This window comes from Paraneptunicella aestuarii, from assembly GCF_019900845.1.
GTDB classification, from domain to species: Bacteria; Pseudomonadota; Gammaproteobacteria; order Enterobacterales; family Alteromonadaceae; genus Paraneptunicella; species Paraneptunicella aestuarii.
In genome coordinates this window covers 4,537,848-4,559,480 of sequence record NZ_CP074570.1, presented here as the reverse complement: position 1 = coordinate 4,559,480, position 21,633 = coordinate 4,537,848, and the positions used below count along the sequence as shown (strand labels likewise).

General features: G+C 44.1%; 16 protein-coding genes. 9 read left to right on the top strand and 7 right to left on the bottom strand.

All coding sequences use genetic code 11. The features are described 5' to 3' along the window. The first annotated feature begins 61 nt into the window (after positions 1-61). Complete coding sequence (locus KIH87_RS17810) at positions 62-5,062, top strand: tropomyosin (RefSeq protein ID WP_232359195.1); 5,001 nt, start codon at positions 62-64, stop codon at positions 5,060-5,062. Between the two features lie 67 nt (positions 5,063-5,129). Here KIH87_RS17810 and trmB read toward each other — a convergent pair whose 3' ends face one another. The 3 genes from trmB to KIH87_RS17795 are packed head-to-tail and all read right to left on the bottom strand — an operon-like array spanning position 5,130 to position 7,518. Beyond that, the gene (gene trmB, locus KIH87_RS17805; protein ID WP_232359194.1) at positions 5,130-5,801 is read right to left on the bottom strand and encodes a tRNA (guanine(46)-N(7))-methyltransferase TrmB; all 672 of its coding nucleotides are present in this window, start codon (positions 5,799-5,801) and stop codon (positions 5,130-5,132) included. Beyond that, complete coding sequence (locus tag KIH87_RS17800; RefSeq protein WP_232359193.1) at positions 5,801-6,580, bottom strand: ABC transporter permease; 780 nt, start codon at positions 6,578-6,580, stop codon at positions 5,801-5,803. The genes trmB and KIH87_RS17800 overlap by 1 nt, the downstream gene beginning before the upstream one ends. A 2-nt stretch (positions 6,581-6,582) precedes the next feature. Continuing rightward, a complete protein-coding gene (locus tag KIH87_RS17795; RefSeq protein WP_232359192.1) occupies positions 6,583-7,518 on the bottom strand; it encodes an ABC transporter ATP-binding protein in 936 nt (311 codons plus the stop codon). A gap of 250 nt (positions 7,519-7,768) precedes the next feature. Between KIH87_RS17795 and KIH87_RS17790 the strand changes: the two genes are divergently transcribed. After that, entirely contained in the window at positions 7,769-8,377 is a 609-nt protein-coding gene (locus tag KIH87_RS17790; protein WP_232359191.1) for a carboxymuconolactone decarboxylase family protein, read from the top strand. Between the two features lie 282 nt (positions 8,378-8,659). On the opposite strand, the gene KIH87_RS17785 is transcribed toward KIH87_RS17790, so the two are convergent. Continuing rightward, complete coding sequence (locus tag KIH87_RS17785; RefSeq protein ID WP_232359190.1) at positions 8,660-9,430, bottom strand: SDR family NAD(P)-dependent oxidoreductase; 771 nt, start codon at positions 9,428-9,430, stop codon at positions 8,660-8,662. 53 nt (positions 9,431-9,483) lie between these two features. Beyond that, positions 9,484-9,909 carry a MerR family transcriptional regulator gene (locus KIH87_RS17780; protein WP_232359189.1) on the bottom strand — a complete coding sequence of 142 codons (426 nt, stop codon included), beginning with the start codon at positions 9,907-9,909 and terminating at the stop codon, positions 9,484-9,486. Between the two features lie 76 nt (positions 9,910-9,985). Here KIH87_RS17780 and KIH87_RS17775 point away from each other — a divergent pair, with 76 nt between their 5' ends. The 5 genes from KIH87_RS17775 to KIH87_RS17755 all read left to right on the top strand — a co-directional run bounded on the left by KIH87_RS17775 (position 9,986) and on the right by KIH87_RS17755 (position 14,861). Then, positions 9,986-11,224, top strand: a complete 1,239-nt coding sequence (locus tag KIH87_RS17775; protein ID WP_232359188.1) for an NADH:flavin oxidoreductase/NADH oxidase family protein — start codon at positions 9,986-9,988, stop codon at positions 11,222-11,224. A gap of 233 nt (positions 11,225-11,457) precedes the next feature. Then, a complete protein-coding gene (locus KIH87_RS17770) occupies positions 11,458-12,831 on the top strand; it encodes a sensor histidine kinase (RefSeq protein ID WP_232359187.1) in 1,374 nt (457 codons plus the stop codon). 11 nt (positions 12,832-12,842) lie between these two features. Further along, positions 12,843-13,373 carry a response regulator transcription factor gene (locus KIH87_RS17765; RefSeq protein WP_232359186.1) on the top strand — a complete coding sequence of 177 codons (531 nt, stop codon included), beginning with the start codon at positions 12,843-12,845 and terminating at the stop codon, positions 13,371-13,373. Between the two features lie 189 nt (positions 13,374-13,562). Then, complete coding sequence (locus KIH87_RS17760) at positions 13,563-14,258, top strand: TorF family putative porin (protein ID WP_232359185.1); 696 nt, start codon at positions 13,563-13,565, stop codon at positions 14,256-14,258. A 180-nt stretch (positions 14,259-14,438) separates the two neighbouring features. After that, positions 14,439-14,861 carry a helix-turn-helix domain-containing protein gene (locus KIH87_RS17755; RefSeq protein ID WP_232359184.1) on the top strand — a complete coding sequence of 141 codons (423 nt, stop codon included), beginning with the start codon at positions 14,439-14,441 and terminating at the stop codon, positions 14,859-14,861. A gap of 72 nt (positions 14,862-14,933) precedes the next feature. Here the strand turns inward: KIH87_RS17755 and KIH87_RS17750 are convergent, their stop codons facing one another. After that, on the bottom strand, positions 14,934-16,088 hold the full coding sequence (locus KIH87_RS17750; RefSeq protein WP_232359183.1) for a DcaP family trimeric outer membrane transporter: 1,155 nt from the start codon (positions 16,086-16,088) through the stop codon (positions 14,934-14,936). 79 nt (positions 16,089-16,167) lie between these two features. Next, positions 16,168-17,853: a methyl-accepting chemotaxis protein gene (locus KIH87_RS17745; protein ID WP_232359182.1), complete on the bottom strand. Its 1,686-nt coding sequence runs from the start codon at positions 17,851-17,853 to the stop codon at positions 16,168-16,170. An 823-nt stretch (positions 17,854-18,676) separates the two neighbouring features. Between KIH87_RS17745 and KIH87_RS17740 the strand changes: the two genes are divergently transcribed. Further along, positions 18,677-20,824 carry a hybrid sensor histidine kinase/response regulator gene (locus KIH87_RS17740; protein ID WP_232359181.1) on the top strand — a complete coding sequence of 716 codons (2,148 nt, stop codon included), beginning with the start codon at positions 18,677-18,679 and terminating at the stop codon, positions 20,822-20,824. A gap of 169 nt (positions 20,825-20,993) precedes the next feature. Continuing rightward, positions 20,994-21,614, top strand: a complete 621-nt coding sequence (locus KIH87_RS17735) for a tetratricopeptide repeat protein (RefSeq protein WP_232359180.1) — start codon at positions 20,994-20,996, stop codon at positions 21,612-21,614. The last annotated feature ends 19 nt before the right edge of the window (positions 21,615-21,633 follow it).

Sequence of the window (21,633 nt, the reverse complement as noted above, 5' to 3'; positions counted from 1 at the left end):
AAGGTAAGCGTATCGTCAATGAGGTGGTATGACGATTAATTGAAAATGAAGGATGATAATTATGATAAAGAAAAATAAGATCACCGCAGCAATACTGGTGGCAACAATAGGTGTTTCAACATCTGCAATGGCGGCTCCGCCAGCAGGCGTTGGTGGAGGAAATGGTAATGGTGGCACCGGAGGCGGAGGAAGTGTTATTGCTGATCTTGAGGCTGCCAACATTGTGCAGGATGGGCGTCTAGATGCCGCAGAAGCTCGCTTGGATGGACATGATGCTGATATTTCTGCAATCAATGCCGCGAATGGCGTGCAAGATGGTCGTTTGACGGATGCAGAAGGCCGTCTGGATTCAGCCGAAGGCCGATTAGATGTTGCAGAAAACCGCGCAACAGCAGCGGAAACTCTTTTAGATGGACACGATGCAGATATCGCTGCAATCAATGTTGCTAATGGCGTACAAGATGGTCGTTTGACGGATGCCGAAGGCCGATTAGATGTTGCTGAAAACCGCGCAACAGCGGCGGAAACGCGTATAGATGGACATGACGCAGATATCGCTGCAATTAATGTTGCTAATGGCGTGCAAGATGGTCGTTTGACTGATGCCGAAGGCCGGATCACAGCGACAGAAGGCCGTCTGGATTCAGCCGAAGGCCGATTAGATGTTGCAGAAAACCGCGCAACAGCGGCGGAAACTCGCTTGGATGGACATGATGCAGATATCGCTGCAATTAATGTTGCTAATGGCGTGCAAGATGGTCGTTTGACTGATGCCGAAGGCCGGATCACAGTGACAGAAGGCCGTTTGGATTCAGCCGAAGGCCGATTAGATGTTGCTGAAAACCGCGCAACAGCGGCGGAAACGCGTATAGATGGACATGACGCAGATATCGCTGCAATTAATGTTGCTAATGGCGTGCAAGATGGTCGTTTGACCGATGCAGAAGGTCGAATTAATGTCACCGAAGGTCGTTTGGATTCAGCCGAAGGCCGATTAGATGTTGCTGAAAACCGCGCAACAGCGGCGGAAACGCGTATAGATGGACATGACGCAGATATCGCTGCAATTAATGTTGCTAATGGCGTGCAAGATGGTCGTTTGACCGATGCAGAAGGCCGTATCACTGCGACAGAAGGCCGTCTGGATTCAGCCGAAGGCCGATTAGATGTTGCAGAAAACCGCGCAACAGCAGCGGAAACTCGTTTAGATGGACACGATGCAGATATCGCTGCAATCAATGTTGCGAATGGCGTACAAGATGGTCGTTTGACTGATGCCGAAGGCAGATTGGATGTTGCAGAAAACCGCGCAACAGCGGCGGAAACTCGCTTGGATGGACATGATGCAGATATCGCTGCAATTAATGTTGCTAATGGCGTGCAAGATGGTCGTTTGACTGATGCCGAAGGCCGGATCACAGCGACAGAAGGCCGTCTGGATTCAGCCGAAGGCCGATTGGATGTTGCAGAAAGCCGCGCAACAGCAGCGGAAACTCGTTTAGACGGACACGATGCGGATATCGCTGCAATCAATGTTGCGAATGGCGTACAAGACGGTCGCTTGACTGATGCCGAAGGCCGGATCACAGCGACAGAAGGTCGTCTGGATTCAGCCGAAGGCCGATTGGATGTTGCAGAAAGCCGCGCAACAGCAGCGGAAACTCGTTTAGACGGACACGATGCGGATATCGCTGCAATCAATGTTGTGAATGGCGTACAAGATGGTCGTTTGACGGATGCCGAAGGCCGTTTGGATGTTGCTGAAAACCGTGTGACAGCAGCGGAAACTCGCTTAGACGGACATGACTCCGATATCGCTGCAATTAATGCCGCGAATGGAGTTCAAGATGGGCGTTTGACTGATGCAGAAGGTCGTATCACAGCGACAGAAGGTCGTTTGGATTCAGCAGAAGGCCGATTGGATGTTGCAGAAAACCGGGCAACAGCGGCGGAAACGCGTATAGATGGACATGACGCAGATATCGCTGCAATTAATGTTGCTAATGGCGTGCAAGATGGTCGTTTGACCGATGCAGAAGGCCGTATCACTGCGACAGAAGGCCGTCTGGATTCAGCCGAAGGCCGATTAGATGTTGCAGAAAACCGCGCAACAGCAGCGGAAACTCGTTTAGATGGACACGATGCAGATATCGCTGCAATCAATGTTGCTAATGGCGTACAAGATGGTCGTTTGACTGATGCCGAAGGCAGATTGGATGTTGCAGAAAACCGCGTAACAGCGGCGGAAACTCGCTTAGATGGACATGATGCAGATATCGCTGCAATTAATGTTGTGAATGGCGTACAAGATGGTCGTTTGACGGATGCCGAAGGCCGGATCACAGCGACAGAAGGTCGTCTGGATTCAGCCGAAGGCCGATTAGATGTTGCTGAAAACCGCGCAACAGCGGCGGAAACGCGTATAGATGGACATGACGCAGATATCGCTGCAATTAATGTTGCTAATGGCGTGCAAGATGGTCGTTTGACCGATGCAGAAGGCCGTATCACTGCGACAGAAGGCCGTGTGGATTCAGCCGAAGGCCGATTGGATGTTGCAGAAAGCCGCGCAACAGCAGCGGAAACTCGTTTAGACGGACACGATGCGGATATCGCTGCAATCAATGTTGCGAATGGCGTACAAGACGGTCGCTTGACTGATGCCGAAGGCCGGATCACAGCGACAGAAGGTCGTTTGGATTCAGCAGAAGGCCGATTAGATGTTGCTGAAAACCGCGCAACAGCAGCGGAAACTCGTTTAGACGGACACGATGCGGATATCGCTGCAATCAATGTTGCGAATGGCGTACAAGACGGTCGCTTGACTGATGCCGAAGGCCGGATCACAGCGACAGAAGGCCGTGTGGATTCAGCCGAAGGCAGATTGGATGTTGCAGAAAACCGCGCAACAGCGGCGGAGACTCGCTTAGATGGACATGATGCAGATATCGCTGCAATTAATGTTGCGAATGGCGTACAAGATGGTCGTTTGACGGATGCAGAAGGCCGTATCACTGCGACAGAAGGCCGTTTGGATTCAGCCGAAGGCAGATTGGATGTTGCAGAAAACCGCGCAACAGCGGCGGAGACTCGCTTAGATGGACATGATGCAGATATCGCTGCAATTAATGTTGTGAATGGCGTACAAGATGGTCGTTTGACTGATGCCGAAGGCCGTTTGGATGTTGCTGAAAACCGTGTGACAGCAGCGGAAACTCGCTTAGACGGACATGACTCCGATATCGCTGCAATTAATGCCGCGAATGGCGTACAAGATGGCCGATTAGATGTTGCTGAAAACCGTGCAACAGCGGCGGAAACTCGTTTAGACGGACACGATGCGGATATCGCGGCAATTAATGTTGCGAATGGAGTTCAAGATGGGCGTTTGACTGATGCAGAAGGTCGTATCACAGCGACAGAAGGTCGTTTGGATTCAGCAGAAGGCCGATTGGATGTTGCAGAAAACCGCGCAACAGCAGCGGAAACGCGCTTAGATGGACACGATGGTGATATTGCATTGATCAATGTGATCAATGCTGAGCAAGATTCGAAACTGTTAATACAAGGTATTATTCTTGATAGTCACGGCAGCCGCTTAACAGCTCACGATAGCGCTATTTCAAGCATTAACGCCCATAATTCAGTTCAAGATGTGCGTTTGAGTAATCATGATGGTGCAATTTCAGATATTAACGCCTTAAACAGTGCTCAAAATGATCGCTTGGATTCTCATGATAATTCCATTGACGGTATCAAGAATATAAATTTGACACAAAACGCCCGTTTGTCAGGCCATGACACGGCGATTAGCAACATTAATGCATTAAACAATACACAAGATAGTCGCTTGTCTGGACATGATAGCGCCATTGCGAGTATTCAAACTTTGAATAGTGAGCAAAGTAGCCGTTTAAATGCGATTGATGATTCTATTGATAGCATTAATAGCTTAAATACGACGCAGAACAATCGTTTGTCAGGCCACGATACCGCGATTAGCAACATCAATGCATTAAACAATACACAAGATAGTCGCTTGTCTGCGCACGACAGCGCTATTGCGAGTATCCAAACGTTGAGTAATCAGCAGAATGGTCGCTTAAATTCGATTGATGATTCTATTGATAGCATTAATAGCTTAAATGCGACGCAAAATAACCGTTTGTCAGGCCATGACACGGCGATTAGCAACATTAATGCATTAAACAATACTCAAAACAGCCGTTTAAGTTCGCTTGATGGATCCGTAGTGAGTATTAATAGCTTAAACGCGACGCAAAATACGCGTTTGTCAGAGCATGACACGGCTATCAGTAACATTAATACGTTAAACAATACTCAAAATAACCGTCTAAATACGTTGGACAGCCGCATTGATGCTCACGATACATTGTTCGCATCGCATAGCTCCCGACTAGATGAATTTGGTAATGTACTAATGGATTTGCAGGCTGATGTGAATGGCTATTCTGCTTCGATATCAAACCTTGCGTCTGTTAATACCACTCAAAACACTCGCCTAAACGGACATGATTCTACTTTGTCGAGTCATAACTCACGCATTAGTTCTAACACTAATAAAATCAATAATATAGAAGGTAAATTAGCGGGATATGATACAAAACTTGCGAATCATGAAAGTCGCATTACAAGCAATACAAATAAGATCAGTAGCTTGGAGTCTTGGAAAACTAGTGCCGTGAGTACATTGAGTGCCCATGCTAACAGGTTATCTTCACTGGAGACTTGGAAGAGTAGCACTGTGACTACACTAAACTCTCACAATTCAAGATTGTCGTCTTTGGAGAGTTGGAAGACTAGTGCATCTTCAGATATCAGCAGTTTGAAGACTTGGAAGACTAGTGCATCTTCAGATATCAGTAGTTTGAAGACTTGGAAGACTAGTGCAGCTTCAGATATCAGTAGTTTGAAAAGTAAAGTCTCTACACTTGAATCGTATCATCAAAGTAGTACAGGCGGTGGTTCTGGTGGCGGTGGTGCTGGAGGCAACTGTGGTTACTATGATCCTATTGACGGAGTCTGGTATCATTGCCCTTAACCCATTGTTATATAACACAACGCCCTCAATGAGGGCGTTTCTTTTCTGCTTAATATTCTTGGAATCTTTAGCTTAGCGTTGCCACTAACTGCCAATTAGCCTGCCCGCTCGCATTATACTTGCGTTCAAAAGCCGTAAAAGGGTCGGTCACATCTAACTCGTTAAGCTCTGATTCGATATTGACCACATCCAGCGCAATGGCAAATTCTTCCAGATAGGTTTTCCAGTTGCTTCGTACTTCCAGCCTGCCGCCGAGTTTCAGAATATCCAGAAAAGACGGCGAACCATGCCAGCGTCGCTGTACTTGAAGGGATTTGGGATAAGGATTGGGATATAACAGATAGTGTGCCGTTAGCTTCCAACCGGCGTTTACCGCTAGTCGCCAAAAGTCGATGACATCCGCCCGCCATATGCTGGCGTTTTCTGGTAATTCGAAGACTTTTTCGTGCTTTTCAGTGCGGACTCGGGACTTGTCCAAGCCAATGACTTTGGCATCGGGAAATAGCCTGCCTAAGCGTTGCGTACTCTCACCCACGCCGCAGCAGGAATCCATAATTAAAGGCTGACTGCCATCGGTTGCCCAATCGTCCAGCCAATCGCATACCTGTTCAAATGCCAACTGCGTATGTTCACTAACTGGTTTTTTAAACGGGTGTTCCAGATAGCGTTTAATCAGTTCGGGTATTTTTTCGTGAGGACCATCCTGATTAGTCGTGATCCTTCTTGAGTTTCCTTCCATTAGGCGCGAATTCCTGTTCCTTTATCAATTAATCGGTAGGCAATCCCAAGGAAAATGGCATTGAACACGACAAGCAACCCGACCGATGTTGTGATGTCAAAGTCTGATTGCCCTAAAAAGCCATAACGGAAGCCACTGACCATATACACGATAGGATTGATTTTGCTCACCATTTGCCAAAATTCAGGTAGCAATGACAAGGAATAGAACACTCCGCCTAAATAGGTTAATGGAGTGAGCACAAAGGTTGGAACAATGCTGATATCGTCAAAATTACGTGCATAAACGGCATTAATTAGCCCCGCAGTGGAAAACAGGCAAGAGGTTAAAAGCAGCGTGATAACGATGGCGCTAATGCTATAAATATTCAGATCCACAAAGAGCATGGAAATGCTGGTCACGATAATACCGATAAGAATAGCGCGGCTCATGCCGCCTGCCACATAGCCTGTAATGATGACCCAGGTTGGAACGGGCGATATGATTAATTCTTCAATGTTACGTTGGAATTTGGAGCTGAAAAACGACGATGACACGTTGGCATAGGAATTGGTGATCACCGACATCATAATTAATCCCGGTACAATAAACTCCATGTAGTTAAAGCCACCCATTTGACCAATCCGGCTACCAATCAGGTTGCCAAAAATGACAAAGTACAGCGACATGGTAATCACTGGTGGTAATAGCGTTTGTACCCAAATACGCATAAAGCGAGTGACTTCACGGCGCCAAATAGTGTTGAGTGCGATCAGGTTGCGGTTAGTTGCAGTGCTCATGATTACTCTCCTTTTTGACTCTTGGCGTTACGACCATCTTCGACCAAACGAACAAAGAGTTCTTCCAGACGGTTCGCTTTATTACGCATACTTAATACTTCAATACCTTGTTCCGAAAGTTGCTGGAACAAATTATTCATACCCGCTTCCTTGGGAACATCCACTTCTAATGTGTGATCATCAATTAAGCGGTACTCATATTTGTCGAGTTTAGGTGTGTTTGAGTTTGCAGAAAGATCCAACACAAAAGTTTCGACATTAAGCTTGGTGAGTAAGGATTTCATCGTGGTGTTTTCCACAATTTGACCTTTGTCGATGATGGCAATGTTACGGCACAACATCTCGGCCTCTTCCAGATAATGGGTGGTCAGAATAATCGTGATGCCCTGACGATTGATTTCTTTCAGGAATTCCCACATGGAGCGGCGAATTTCAATGTCTACACCCGCTGTTGGTTCATCCAGAATCAATATTTTCGGCTCATGCATAAGCGCACGGGCAATCATTAAACGGCGCTTCATACCACCAGAAAGAGTGCGCGAAGGGCTGTTGCGCTTTTCCCACAAATCTAACTGTTTTAGATACTTTTCGGCTCGTTCCGTGGCAATTTTACGTGGAACACCATAATAACCCGCCTGATTCACAACGATTTGTAGCAATGTTTCAAACTGGTTGAAGTTGAATTCCTGAGGCACTAAGCCAATACAAGACTTGGCTTCGACAAGCTCGTTGTCCAGAGAATGATTGAACACTTTCACATCCCCGCCCGATTTGTTGACGAGTGAGCTAATAATGCCAATTGTTGTGGATTTACCTGCCCCATTTGGCCCTAGCAAAGCGAAAAAGTCGCCTTTTTCTACTGAGAGGTCAATACCTTTCAGGGCGTTTACTCCACCAGCATAAGTCTTGGTGAGCCCTGTAATTTCAAGTGCTTTCATGGCCTGTCCTACTTGGGAAATTGTTCTTAAAATGAAGCTTAACGATGAATTTTCAAGGTTTAGCCTTAAAAATCATATTAAAGCATATAAAAACTGTGGTTATTACAGCAGGTTTATCGCTCATTATAATGGCTGCAAACATATCAAAACAGAGATTGTTCAAGAACAATTTCGCCTATTTTTTCGAATTATTTTATTCGTGTTAAGGTTGGGTTACTTAATTTCCAAATAATAAAAACAGGAAACTGATATGGCTCACCTGGAACCTCTTCCCGCTAGCACAACTCCGGAACTTGCTGATGACTTTGCCATTTTTGAACGCATTCTGGGATTTGTCCCTAATTCACTACTGACCATGCAGCGCAAGCCAGAGATAGTGCGTGGTTTTGGCGTTCTTACTGAAGCCGTAATGGCTGCTGATGGTGAAGTTGACCAAGGATTTAAACGCCTTCTCGCCCATTTCGCCAGCCGTGCCGCAGGTTGTCAGTATTGTGAAGCTCATTCACTGATTGCCGCTAAAATCCACGGAATTTCTGATGAAAAAGTAGCAGCTGTTTGGGAATATCAAACCAGCCCCTTGTACACTGAAGCGGAGCGGGTTGCTTTAGACTATGCGCTAGCCGCAGGTTCAGTACCAAATGCCGTTGATGAACCGCTCATGGAAAGAATGAAAGCCCATTGGACAGAAAATCAAATCGTCGAGATTTTAGGTGCAATTTGTTTGTACGGCTTCTTGAATCGTTGGAATGACTCAATGGCGACATCGTTGGAAAGTGCGCCCAAGGCGTTGGGGGATGAGGTGTTACAACGAGGCGGTTGGACGGGTGGTAAGCACGTTTCTGAGGGGGAGTTTTCATGATTTCTTTGTTGCTGGCTCTTTGTTGAGGGGGTCGCAATAGTCGTGCTATTGCTTCGCAAATCCGCCGCGAACTCGCAAAAACTATCGCATCAGAAATAGATTGAAGTGTTCAGGCAGTTTAGAGCTACATACCTGTTCCAAACTATCAGTCACCTGTAGAGAATTAGGAGCCTACATGGAAGTATCCACGGCGAGTTTGCGATAAATCTCTATGGGTGACTGACAATTAAACACAGCTATTTAGTGTTAATTGGTAGCTCTAAACTGCATACAAAAATGAACTTAAACCAGTGCGGTGTGGTGTGCGCCGTCTACGGGTAGCACTGTGCCGTTGATGTAGGAACCTGCGTCGCTGGCTAGCAGTAGCACCGGGCCAATCAATTCTGGCAGTTCGCCTAAACGTCGTGCCGGGATTTGTTTCTTCACATAGTATTGGCCTTCTTCTGAATTAAAAAAGGCTTCGTTCATTTCGGTTTTAAACCAACCTGGTGCGATGCCGTTTACTCGAATACCAAACTTCATTAAATCCAGAGCCATTGAGCGAGTTAATTGCAGAACCGCGCCTTTGGACGTTGCATAAGCTGAGTAACCAAAGGCTGCGCCGAAGGCCAAAACAGAAGCCACATTAATAATAGATCCCGGTTTTTCTGCTTTGATAAGTCGCTTGGAAGCGACTTGCCCAACATTCCAGACGCCTTTTACGTTAGTATCCATAACCCAATCAAATGATTCGTCTTCTGTTTTTATAAAGGGTTTGGGGTCGGCAACACCGGCGTTGTTGATGATAATGTCTACTGTGCCAAAGGTGGCCTCAGCTTGATCAAACGCGGTTTCGATACTGGCCTTATCTGTTACGTCCATTGCAACAGCCATGGCTTCGCCGCCATTGTTTTGGATTTGCTCTACATTACCTTGCAATTTTTCAACACGTCGTGCAGCTAGTACCACTTTTGCGCCTGCTTCTGCCAGTCCTGCTGCCAAGGCCGCACCAATACCACTTGATGCACCTGTCACCAGCGCAATTTTTCCATCTAATCTGAAGTTCGGGTTCATAGGGTGTCCTCTGTTAAATTTTTATAGGCTGTATGTTGATTCTGACAATAAGCCTAGAAATCTGTATTTGATAGAATTTGAGCGAGTTCACGTTTATCCATGCATTGACCTTTGTCCCATGTGCTTTTTAAACGTGACATAAGTTCGCCCATTTGTTGTTTTTTGAGTAACAGCTGTTGTAACAAAACATCGACTTCTTTGTATTTCTGTTCTAATCGAGACAAGATCTCGTCATGATTCAGTCCGTTTGCGGAAAATATCTTGGGTAATTCATCCAGGGAAAACCCAACACTTTGAGCAAATTTGATAATTTGCAGTCTATCGAGCGCAGCGTTGTCGTAGAGACGGTAACCGCTGGCTGTTCTTTCTGCTTTTGGAAGTAAGCCTTTTTGCTCGTAAAAACGTATGGTTGAGGTGGGTAACTCGCTGAGTTTTGCCAGTTCACCAATTCGCATAATGATGGCCTTGATAATTTGCAAATGCTATTGACCTTAAAGTTAACTTAAAGGTTATGCTCTGGCAAATCTAAACTTATTCTTTTTTGTGAGTTAGCGTATGCCCCATTCTGCTTTTGTGCCCTTTGAATTGCCTTGTGGCTTAACCTTGAAAAATCGTTTGGTGAAGGCTGCTATGGAAGAAAATATGGCGAGCGCCGAGCAGTTACCTAGCGATGAATTGATTCATTTGTACCGTACTTGGTCCGATGGTGGTGTTGGCTTGATCATCACCGGAAATGTCATGATCGATCATTTGGCAATGACGGGGCCGGGTGGGGTGGTACTTGAACAAGGAACAAACCTTGAACATTTCAAACGCTTGGCAACGGCAGCTAAACGTAACAATACCAAGGTATGGATGCAGATAAATCATCCGGGAAGGCAGGTGTTCAAGCGCATGGGGGGAAAGGTACTGTCTCCTTCCGATGTTGCTTTGAATATGGGTAAGCATTCCAAATTGTTTGGGCAGCCAATACCCATGACAGAAGAACAAATTGAGGATGTTATTCGTCGTTTTGCGACAACGGCTCAATTAGCCGAGAAAGCCGGTTTTGATGGCGTTGAAATTCATGCGGCTCATGGCTATTTGTTAGCTCAGTTTTTATCTCCTTTAGTAAATCATCGAGATGATCAATGGGGCGGAAGCCTTGAGAATCGAGCGCGCTTATTGTTGCAGGTGATTCAATCTATTCGCGCTGTAGTTTCTCCGACCTTCGCGGTGGCTGTGAAGCTAAACTCCGCCGACTTCCAACGTGGTGGTTTTGATATTGATGATGCAGAACAAGTGGCGGCCATGATGTCGGGGCTTGGCGTTGATGTGGTTGAGTTGTCTGGTGGAAGTTACGAAGCTCCGGCAATGCAGGGGCGCTCTGCTGATTCCAGAACGCTGGCACGAGAAGCCTACTTCCTCGAATTTGCACAGCGTATTGCAAAAAGCACTGATATTCCTGTTATGACCACGGGCGGCATCAGTCGCTTAAAAACGGTCGAGCAAGTATTGCATAGTGATATTGCGCTTGTTGGCATGGCAAGTGCTTTGGCATTTACACCTGATTTGCCTGCGAAATGGCAACAGGAGCCCGCAATGAAGGGCATTATTCCTAGAGTGAGTTGGCGAGATAAAACTTTAAGCGGTTTGGCTGTGATGGCAATGATAAAGCGTAATTTGCGCTTGCTTGGCAGTGGCCAGCCACCTTTAAAGCATCCTTCGCCCATATGGTCATTGCTGCTTGATCAAATTCGTACCAGCAAATTAACCAAACGGTATCGTACTCGATATTCAGAAGAGGTGGACTAAATAAGTATGCACAACTGTAAGTCACCTACAGAAATTGATCGCAGACTCGACGTGAATCCATCCATGGAGTCTCCACAGCCGCTTCCCTGCGGCTGAGGGTCTGCTTACTACTTTCTGTAGGTGACTGATTATTTGGAACAGTAATTTAGTGCAAGATCCGGGTCGTACTCTCATTAGTTGTTATGAGGTATGATGTGCGCCATTTTGTTTTATCTGGTCTAACGCATTCGATCATGTCCCGGGAATTTTTAAATAGTCTGAGTCCAAATCAGTCCAGTGTTGTGTGGCTAAGCTGGTTACGCTTTGGCTTGATTTTGCTGGTTTTGTTTCTTGGATTAGCTGCAACTGGGCAGAATGACGTCGATAGTTATCGTTGGCTGGTGGTGTTTTGCTACAGCTTGTTAGGTGTGCTGTTTGTTCTTTATCGGGATGCTTTTGAAGAACAAACCAACATTGCAATCAGTTTACTGGTTGATATTCTTTTTATCAGTTGGTTTCTCTATACCCATCAAGGCGTTATGTCTGGATGGGTTTCTGCTTTGTTATTTCCTGCTCTCATTGGCAGTTTGATTTGTAGCCGAAAAACGGCTTGGCTCATTGCTGGCTTAGCCATGTTTAGCTACGGCATTTTGACTTATCTGCACCTGGAAGAAATGTCCGATAGTTCGGCACAAGAAAATTCCATGCAGCACAGTATGCAAATGCAAAGTGAGCATCATCAGCATATGTCTCATTCATCCGAGCCTGCTCAATCTGCTATGGATCACACTGATATGAAGCATAGTAATATGGATATGAGCAGTCACATCGAAGGTATGATGATTACATTTTGTATTTCGGTTATCTTGCTCACAGGTTTTATTTCCCACCAAGCTGATTTGATTCGTCGCCACCAAAAATCGCTGGGAGAAATGCGAGAGAGGCAATTGCGTGAGCAGCAAATTATGGCGTTTGCCACGTTATCTGCGAATACGACTCATCGTTTAGCTTCGCCTATTTCCTCAATTACTATGTTATTGGAGGAACTAGCTGAATCTGAACCTGCGGGTGATTGGCAAGATAATGAGGTATACCTGCAAATCTGTACTCAAGTACAACGCTGCGAACAGATTTTACATAAGTTGGCAGCTTCTACTCGTGATTACGATCCAGATAAATTACGTAGAGATGCTATTCAAAATTGGTTACCGGAATTAATAGAAAGCTGGTGGGTGACGCGTAACGAAGTGCAGTACCAGCTCAATATGGGGGAAGACGTTAAATCGCTTCAGGTTGAGTACGATGACAATTTAAGCTTTGCACTGATGAATTTGCTGGATAATGCGGCGAATGCTTGTAAGGACTCTGCTAGCCCATTGGTCAAAATAGATGTGACTGCTGCTGAATCTGGTATCGAAATTTTGATTCAAGATAATGGTGCAGGCATTGAAGCTGGTAAGTTGACACAGTTTGGTCAGCGCTTCGTGAAAAGCGCAAGCGGGGGGCTAGGAATTGGAGCTGCATTGGCTCATGCCGCTATTCAACAAGCGGGTGGTAGAGTGTCGTTGGTGAATAGTGGCTCTGAGGCTGGTACTCACATAAGTGTGTTTTTGCCACAAACGCGATAGGAATTGATGAAGTGAATGAAAACAACAGTGGCGTGTTAGCAGTCCTTGACGATGATGAGGTGTTTGCTGATGCCTTGGTACGGCGTTTGATTAAGCGTGGTTATGACGCGATTGCCTTCTATCATATCGACCACTTGCTGGCTGATGAGCGGCAATTCGATTATTTGATTCTGGACTTAAATTTGGGTCAGTATTCAGTGCTGACGGGAGTTGAGCAGATCCGCCAGCAATGGCCAGATTCACGCATTGTTGTGCTGACAGGGTATGCCAGCATTGCCAGTACGGTTAGTGCGGTAAAAAAGGGCGTTGATGACTATCTTACCAAGCCCGTCAATTTCGAGCTTTTGCTGCGAGCTTTGCAGGGGGATGCAGCTGAAATTGAGGAAGAAGAACATTCCGTTATCTCGTCTGCTCAATTGGAATGGGAACATATTCAGCGAGTGCTTTTGGAACATGATGGTAATGTTTCTGCTACCGCCAGAGCGTTGAGTATGCATCGTCGAACCTTGCAAAGGAAACTGCAAAAGAAAGCGTCTTGGTAAATTATTTGCTTGTTTAAAGGTCTGGATATTAACCTAATAAGCCAGTGTTTAGGGTCATAAAGGCTGATAGCATGGCGGTAGACCGGTTCATTATGTTGGCTGGTATAAATCCCGGTTGTGTACTAGATTCGAAAGTGCTGCCTTTGTAAGCTCAATAGAGTTTCGGGTTTATTTCAAAGGATAACAATAATGAAACACACGCTTATTGCTTCACCTTTGCTGGCGTTGCTGACTTTCCCTGCCTTCACTACTTTAGCCGCTGTGGAAGGTTCCGTTACTGCTACATCGGATTACCGCTTTACTGGTGTGTCTCAAACTCTTGAAAAACCGGCCTTGCAATTGGATTTAATCGTATCTCATGAGCAAGGTTGGTATGGGGAATTGTTCCTATCAAATGTTGATTTTGTTGATGACAATGATCCTGGAGACTTAGGTGCAAAGCTTGAAGTTGATTTAATTGTTGGCTATGAACTCGAATTGGCTGAAAGCCGTTCGGCTGTATTTTCTTTAATCTCCTATCAGTACCCTGATACACATACCAATCTGGATTATTTGGAATTACTGATTAATTATCAAACCGCTTATGGAACCTTCAGTTTGGGGTACACAGACGACATATTTGCTCTCGATGAAAGCGGTATTCGCTATGAATATCACCATGGTTTTGACTTAAATGAAAACACATCTTTAGGCTTCCAGATTGGATATTATGATCTCGAAGATGCTCTGGAAGATAGTTATGTTTATTATGATCTCGGGCTCATCGTTAAAGTCGAAATTGTCGATCTTTCGTTATCTTTCAATGGTACGACCAGTTCTGGTCAAGATCTGTTCGGAGATGTTGCCGAAGATAAATTTGTCCTATCTGCTACCTATTCCTTCTAAATAGTATATTTGGTGTCCAATTTTATTTATTTTTAGTTCATTGTTTTTTCATTATTTCACTTTCCTTTGACATTATTGGTATTTTATATTTCCATTAGTTATTGTGTACGTTTCTCATATGTGAAATTATCGTACATGAAGTGTTGAAAGGTAATATAACTAATAAAAGAAAAAATAATTATGAACTTAGATCTCAATGCCATCCTTGAGCGGCTTCGGCACGCCTTTGATGTAGACAACAACTATCAGTTGAGCAATCAACTGCAAATCAGTCCCAGCACGATTAATGGCTGGGTTAACCGTAACCAAATTCCCTTCCAGGCGTGTTACAGCGCTTATGAACGAACGGGCATTTCCATGGAGTGGCTTATTACTGGTCAGGGGGCAATGCGTGCTAATGGCATTCAACCCGATGTTAGCCAGGACAAGCTTATCGAGGATTTTGCCTTCGTTTTAAAAGAAGGGGAGGATTTGGGTCTTCTGCTTATGGCTGAAGATACCACCCGTGAAGTCGCCGAGTTGCTCGGTCGAATGTTGTATCGTCGGTATACTGGTAACAAAGTGCTGCCGAAAGCGACCGATATTAAGCGTGCATGGGCATAAAAGGATTGGTAACGGAAAAACATAACTGGGAGAGCAAGCTATTAAACTGCTCTTCCAGTTATTATCGCTTATCTAGAAAGCATATTTAGCCATTAGTTGCAGTCGGTTCATGTCGCCATCGGCGCTGTTTTCCAGCTCACGTTTTGCAAAGGTATACTCTCCACCAAAGGTTAATTCTTTTGTGGGGGAATACATCAGGTTTGCTCTTACGCTATAGGTCTGCTCTGTCACTGACATTCCTGTCAGGTTCGTTGGATTATCAACTTGTAAGGTTGAATAGATGAAGCTGCTGCGTAACTTATCATCCCACCAATGACGATAGGCAATAGAGAATCCCATGGAGTCAATAGCTTCCAACTCATTATTGGCGTCTAATACTGCACCGTTTGCGGTATTTAAACCAACATATCGACCAAGGCCGCTGCCCCAGTTAACAACGGCTCGAATATCGTCCTTACCAACATTCATTTTACCGCTTAGTGATAAGCCATAGCTGCCAACACTGTCATCAATACCGCCGTTCACGTATTTCAATTGGCGAGCTAAACCCGCAATGGCGAAGTGTCCCCAGTCTCCTTTGCTTGTGTAACGGAGTACCAGATCCGGTGTGGAATTGTCGTCTGATACGATTCTGCCGCCGCCACCATAAGGTGTGATGGTTGATTCTGGGTTTTCCAGCGCAATATCGAAGCCATTCATAGAGTAGCGAATTTGAGCCTGGCGCACGAACACTGTGCCATCAGTAGTACCGATGAAGTCGACTGAGTCTGGCAGTGCGCTTACATCCATAAAGGTTGACCATGTCTGACCAAAGAGCCAGTTTTGGTATTTAATGAACGCGTGGCGCACACGAGGTGAATAACTGTTACTGATGCGCTCGTCACCATTTGGCGTTACTTGAAAATCGAATTCCAGTACACCGGTAATCTTCTCATTGTTTTCTAACATGGAATCGACGGTGAAGCGAAAACGGGATTGCTTGATGTGCGCGTCGAATTGGGAACTTTCTTCTGTTCCGCCGACAGGTGTTAGAGCTGGTATGTAGAAGTCTCTACCTATACTCCCAGCGCCTATGGTGCCATCGCTGTATGTGCTGGACATCGCATCTAACTTTATATAGCCACTAAATTTTACATTAGTACTATCCATTACGGCGGCATATGAAGGAGTGGCAAGCGCAAACCCTGCCAAACCTAATGCCAGTGAGTGTGTCATTTTGGTTTTCATTGTTAACCCCAGAGTTGTCTTTCGGTATTTTCATCATTCAAAGCACCAAGGTGCCTACTGCAGTCTGATATGGTTGTAACTACACTTTGAATTGACTTACCAACTTCTCTAAGTCAATGGTTTTCTTGCGCATGGCTTCGGTCGCCTTGCCATTATTTTCTGCAATTTGAGCGAGGTCACTGTTCTTGTCTGAAATAGCAACGATGCTCTTGCTTATCTCATTCCCAACGATACTTTGTTCTTTTGCGGCAGCAGCAATTTGAGTATTAACGTTTGTCATTGTTGCTACTGCGCCAGCAATTTCTGTTAATTTATTTGACGTTGTACGAATGCTTTGCTCAGCCAATTCACTACGTTTAATGCTTTCTTCCATCACTTTTACTGCAGATCTTGAACCTGTTTGCAGTTTGGTGATCATTTCCTGAATCTCTTCTGTGCTACCTTGAGTTTTACTTGCCAGATTACGTACTTCATCCGCAACAACCGCGAAACCTCTTCCCTGTTCGCCGGCTCTGGCCGCTTCTATTGCTGCGTTTAATGCTAAAAGGTTAGTCTGTTCGGCGATATTTTCAATGACCTGCAAAACGGTGCTGATATTTTCTATATCTCCGCCAACCTGAGTAACAACGGCACTGGCCTTGTTAATTTCCTGATTGAGTTTGGCCATTTCTTCGCAACTACTTTCAACAGTAGTCAGTGCTTCTTTACCGTGATTGTCGGCATCTCGCGCTGCAACTGCGGCATTTTCTGCATTGTGAGAAACCTGCTCTGCGGTATGTGACATTTCAGTTGTTGCGGTGGCAACCTGCTCAATGGATTTGTGTTGAGACATACTGCCTGAGCGAATTTTTTCTGCTTCTTTAATCAAGTTACTACTTTCGCTTTCAACACTGTATGCCACATCTCTTACTTTAGTGATTAGTGATTTCAGGGAATCTAACAATGAATTCACTTCATCAGCCAATGCGCCCATTTCAAAGCGATCTTTGATATTGAGGCGTTGGGTTAGATCTCCGTTACCCATAGAGATCTTTTTAATGGACTGTGTTATTTCAGCTAAAGGATTAATGATCGATCTGATGGCAATGAAGCTTAGGGAAACTAACACCACTAGCAAGATAAGGGATACGGTAATGGTAGCAGCAATAAGTCCGCTACGGGCATTTTCCAAAGAATCTTTAAAAATATCGACATAGGCGTCAATGCGATCAATGTATACACCTGTACCTATCATGAGATCCCACTTATCAAGGTAAATAGAATAGGAAAGCTTGGGAGAAGCTTGAGTTTGACCAAGGCGAGGGAAGTGGTATTTGACAAATTCATCACCGCTGCCCAGTTTGTTTTTACGACCAGCTTCAATCAAGTCTCTAATGAGGTAAACACCATTAACGTCTTTAAAGTTGTAATAGCTTTCTCCAACTTTTGCATTACTCATACCACTGAAGATTCTTATTGCATCTTTGTCGTAGCCGAAGATATAGCCATCTTCACCAAATTCCATACGCTTTAGCAGCTCAATAGCGCTTTCTTTATTACCATCATTCTCATATATGGGCTTTATTGTGGCATAGGCGATTTCTACAATAGTTTTGAGTTCATGTTCTTTAGTTTCATAAGCCGTTTTTTCAATCTCAGATACTTGCTTTTCAATAAGGGATTCCACTTGTTGAAAAATAATAAATAAAAGAATGGAAACGAGAATAAGTAGTGGAATGATCGAGATGGAAAGCAATCTTTGTTTTATAGATAAGCGGTCAAACATAAAATCCTCGCTTTAAGACTCACTGAACATTGTTGAAGGAAGTTTAACAGGTGATAAATGTATTCCCTGCAATGTTATTAATACACCTGCAATAGCTTTTTCTACACGTAAAAAGAAGCGTATTTTTCACTCATTTTGTGATGTGTTAATGTAATTCTTCGTATTAAAAGTAGAAGTAAATTACAGGTTTAGCAATATTGTTGAAAAAGTTAATTTACAAGTAGTTAACAGTTGTTGAGCGCGTTTATATCACAGGAGATATAAGGGGGTAATCTTTACATTGTCGGACATTAGTCTCAGTGTAATCTTTTTTCCGAAAATAAGAGATATATAAAGAAAGTGAAGTTAACTTATTGATATTCATTGTTATATTTTGATTTTTTGTTATTTTTTAAAACATTTTAAGTTTGGCTTTTATAGCTTTTTAATATATAGAAGTTGTAGGCGGTTTTCTATTTTTTCTGGTTATTCGGAATAAAAAGAATATTCTTTAGGTTTGTTTTTCAGGGTAAGTAATCAGTCCCTGTTTATAATTTATTCATCTTTCAATCTGTGATTTTTGAAATACATCATTATTAATTGTCAAGGCAGATTTAGCGTTTATTTTCCTGCGCATCTTTTCTGACTTATATGAGAATAAATAATCATTTTTTGTTGTCATAATCGAAGAAGCTTACAAGCGAACTTTATAAATTGTGAGGGCAAAAGCAGGTTTTTTTTCTGGCTAGCTTGTACACTTAAATTATCCATCAATGAGCATGTTAATATTTTCTGCTTGTTGGCTATCTTGCAAAACATTCCCGATGTAAAGAGTTTAATGGGTGTGAATGACGTTAACAGTATTAAGAATAGACTGATCAATCGGTTTTTGGTCGGGGCATTCTTTGTCATAGTTGTTGCCCTCGCCGGTTCTCTCTATCGAGCCTTTGAAGTTGGCTTTTTGCCCATAATGTGGGCGCATATTGTTATTTCTATCATTTTTGCTTTTGCCGCCCTATTTAGACATCGGCTTGTTACCGATTTGAAAGCCTATATCGTGGTAGGTTGCCTGTTTTTTATTGGTTCTACTGGTTTGTTTACGTTTGGGTTATCGGGGGCTGGTACTTTTGTATTATTAGGTTCTGTGATTTTTAGTCGCTTGTTTATTAATATCCGGGCGGCGGTGATTATCTCATTTGTTTCCGTCTTAATCATGGGTATACACCTTTACTGGTCTTATATGGGAGACTTGGTTTTCCCCAGAATTCCTCCCGATTACGTACTGACACCACAAGCCTGGATCAACAATATTACTGGTTTTGTATTCATTGGCATGGTGTTGCTGTATGTGGTGGATTACTTTTTTAATCAATTAGTTCGGGTTTCCGAACAACTACAGAAGGAAGTCGATCGAGGGACAGTAGAATTGGAGAAATCCGAGCTGATACTGTCTGCGGTATTAAACACTTTGACTTTTGGTGTGATGTGGAAAGATCGCAATTTAAGGTTCATGGGATGTAATCAACACTTTGCTAGAGAAGCAGGGCTGGTGTCGCCGAGGGAAGTCGTCGGAAAGACAGATTTCGATTTATCAGCCGATCGCAGATATGCCGAGCGATACAGAGAGCAAGATATGAATGTTATTGCTACTGGTCGCTCCATGCTAAATTTGCTCGAACACTTACGTGAAGAAGATGGTTCCGAGCGATATTTGATTGTTAACCGGGTTCCGCTACAGGATCGGCAAGGCAGTATTATTGGTGTTTTGGTTTCGTATGTTGATATTACCGATACCAAGAAAATGGAAATGGCACTTCGGGAAGCAAAATACAGTGCGGAACAAGCAAGTAAGGCGAAATCTGACTTTCTGGCAACCATGTCCCATGAAATTCGAACCCCAATTAATGGTGTGATGGGGTTGTTGGAATTAGTGTTGGATACGGAATTAACCGACAAGCAACGAGAGTTTTTAACCAAGGCTGAACTGTCAGCCAATACCCTGCTGCATATCATTAATCAGATACTCGACATTTCCAAAATAGAAGCGGGAAAAATGGAAGTTGAGAATGTGCCTTTTGTGCCAGCCGATATTCTGTCTCAAGTCAAAAATCAATTGTCACACATGGCTCAGAGTAAAGGGGTGACGCTGGATATCGTAGGCAAAGGACGTGTCGAACAAAAAGTGCTGGGGGATCCTACCAAGTTGCTGCAAATACTGATTAACCTCTGCTCTAACGCCATTAAATTTACTGAGCAAGGTGAAGTGCGTTTAACAATGGGAGCGTTACCGGGCAGTGGTGATGAGAAAGGGAAATTGAATCTGCGCATCGAAGTGCAAGATACCGGGATTGGCATCAAGAAGGCACAATTAGGCAAGCTGTTCGACAGTTTTACTCAAGCCGACAGTTCAACCAGTCGGCGTTTTGGTGGAACCGGTTTGGGATTGGCTATTGTAAAGCAAATGCTGGAATTGCAGGGTGGTAGCATTAAAGCGGTGAGTCAGGAAGATGAAGGCACCACGTTTACGTGTTTTATTAGCTATGACATGTATGAGGGTAAAAGTGTAGGGGTTGTTAAAGGTCAACGCACTAATCTGCAAGGACTAAAGGTGTTACTGGTTGAAGACAACGACATTAACCAGCTTATTACCAAGGAGATGCTATTTCTGGAAGGAGCATCTGTACAAATAGCCGATGATGGTGTCGAGGCGATGGCGTTACTGGAAAAGGAAGACTTTGATGTTGTTCTGATGGATATTCAAATGCCGAGAATGGATGGTATTGAGGCAATAAAGCTCATACGAGCGGATTTAAGGTGGCAATCATTGCCGGTTATTGCCTTAACGGCCAATGTGTTAAGCCATGAAGTAGAACTTTATCATCAGCTTGGATTCAATCAGCATTTAGGAAAACCTTTCCAGAGAGAACAGTTGGTTTCGGTTATCAACGAGGTATTGCTTAGTAGCAACTCGACGATCACGACAAGTCATTGATCAATATTTAATCGCTCAGGATTAAACGGCGTGAAATTTGCACTTTCTTTTGTCGATTAAAAATTGCTCTGATTAAAATTATCACTTTACCAATTTCGGTAATTGTCGATAACTAGACTAATACGACGGCTTGCTACGAGTGCTGAATTTAAATTATTCGGGAAAAATCATGCTGAGATCCTTGTTACTTACTGTTCTGATTTTGTTTGGGATGCCTGCTTATGCTGCTGAAGAAGTGAAAGCAGTGCAATTGTATACCCAAGATGAACTGATCCGCATGATTGAACGCAATGAACATCTGGATCGCGTTGTTATGGATCGTTGCCAGTTAGTTCAGGATATTGAAGCCCGAGCGGAAGTATTAAAGGTTCCTGCTTATCAATTTTTGTGGGGCGATATGCTGGCTTGGGGGGTCTGTGTTGATGCTAGTCCTGAGCGAGGCATTCGCTTCATGGAAGATGCTGCTCTGCAGGGACTTCCAGCAGCATTGGAGCAATTGGGACGATATTATGCGAATGGCAAGTTAGTACAAAAGGATGTTGAACGTGCTGTTACCTACCTTCGAGAAGCGAGTTCTCTAGGAAATCTCAAAGCTCAAATACAGTTAGCGGAGCTTTTTATCGCAGGCAATGGTAGCCCTTATGATTTCGAGAATGCCTACCATTGGTTGTATAACGCGATTACTGACGATAAGAAAACCCACGCAAAAATTGCGGAATGTTTGGCTGGTTTGGAAAAATTGATGCATCCCAAGGCTGTGCGACATGCACGCCGCCCACTCGATTCCTAATTTTCTTATACAGGTTAAC

Excerpts from the sequence above, each read along its gene's own strand:
- KIH87_RS17810 (WP_232359195.1), top strand. The coding sequence starts at position 62 with ATGATAAAGAAAAATAAGATCACCGCAGCAATACTGGTGGCAACAATA.
- trmB (WP_232359194.1), bottom strand. The coding sequence starts at position 5,801 with ATGGAAGGAAACTCAAGAAGGATCACGACTAATCAGGATGGTCCTCAC.
- KIH87_RS17800 (WP_232359193.1), bottom strand. The coding sequence starts at position 6,580 with ATGAGCACTGCAACTAACCGCAACCTGATCGCACTCAACACTATTTGG.
- KIH87_RS17795 (WP_232359192.1), bottom strand. The coding sequence starts at position 7,518 with ATGAAAGCACTTGAAATTACAGGGCTCACCAAGACTTATGCTGGTGGA.
- KIH87_RS17790 (WP_232359191.1), top strand. The coding sequence starts at position 7,769 with ATGGCTCACCTGGAACCTCTTCCCGCTAGCACAACTCCGGAACTTGCT.
- KIH87_RS17785 (WP_232359190.1), bottom strand. The coding sequence starts at position 9,430 with ATGAACCCGAACTTCAGATTAGATGGAAAAATTGCGCTGGTGACAGGT.
- KIH87_RS17775 (WP_232359188.1), top strand. The coding sequence starts at position 9,986 with ATGCCCCATTCTGCTTTTGTGCCCTTTGAATTGCCTTGTGGCTTAACC.
- KIH87_RS17770 (WP_232359187.1), top strand. The coding sequence starts at position 11,458 with ATGTCCCGGGAATTTTTAAATAGTCTGAGTCCAAATCAGTCCAGTGTT.
- KIH87_RS17760 (WP_232359185.1), top strand. The coding sequence starts at position 13,563 with ATGAAACACACGCTTATTGCTTCACCTTTGCTGGCGTTGCTGACTTTC.
- KIH87_RS17755 (WP_232359184.1), top strand. The coding sequence starts at position 14,439 with ATGAACTTAGATCTCAATGCCATCCTTGAGCGGCTTCGGCACGCCTTT.
- KIH87_RS17750 (WP_232359183.1), bottom strand. The coding sequence starts at position 16,088 with ATGAAAACCAAAATGACACACTCACTGGCATTAGGTTTGGCAGGGTTT.
- KIH87_RS17745 (WP_232359182.1), bottom strand. The coding sequence starts at position 17,853 with ATGTTTGACCGCTTATCTATAAAACAAAGATTGCTTTCCATCTCGATC.
- KIH87_RS17735 (WP_232359180.1), top strand. The coding sequence starts at position 20,994 with ATGCTGAGATCCTTGTTACTTACTGTTCTGATTTTGTTTGGGATGCCT.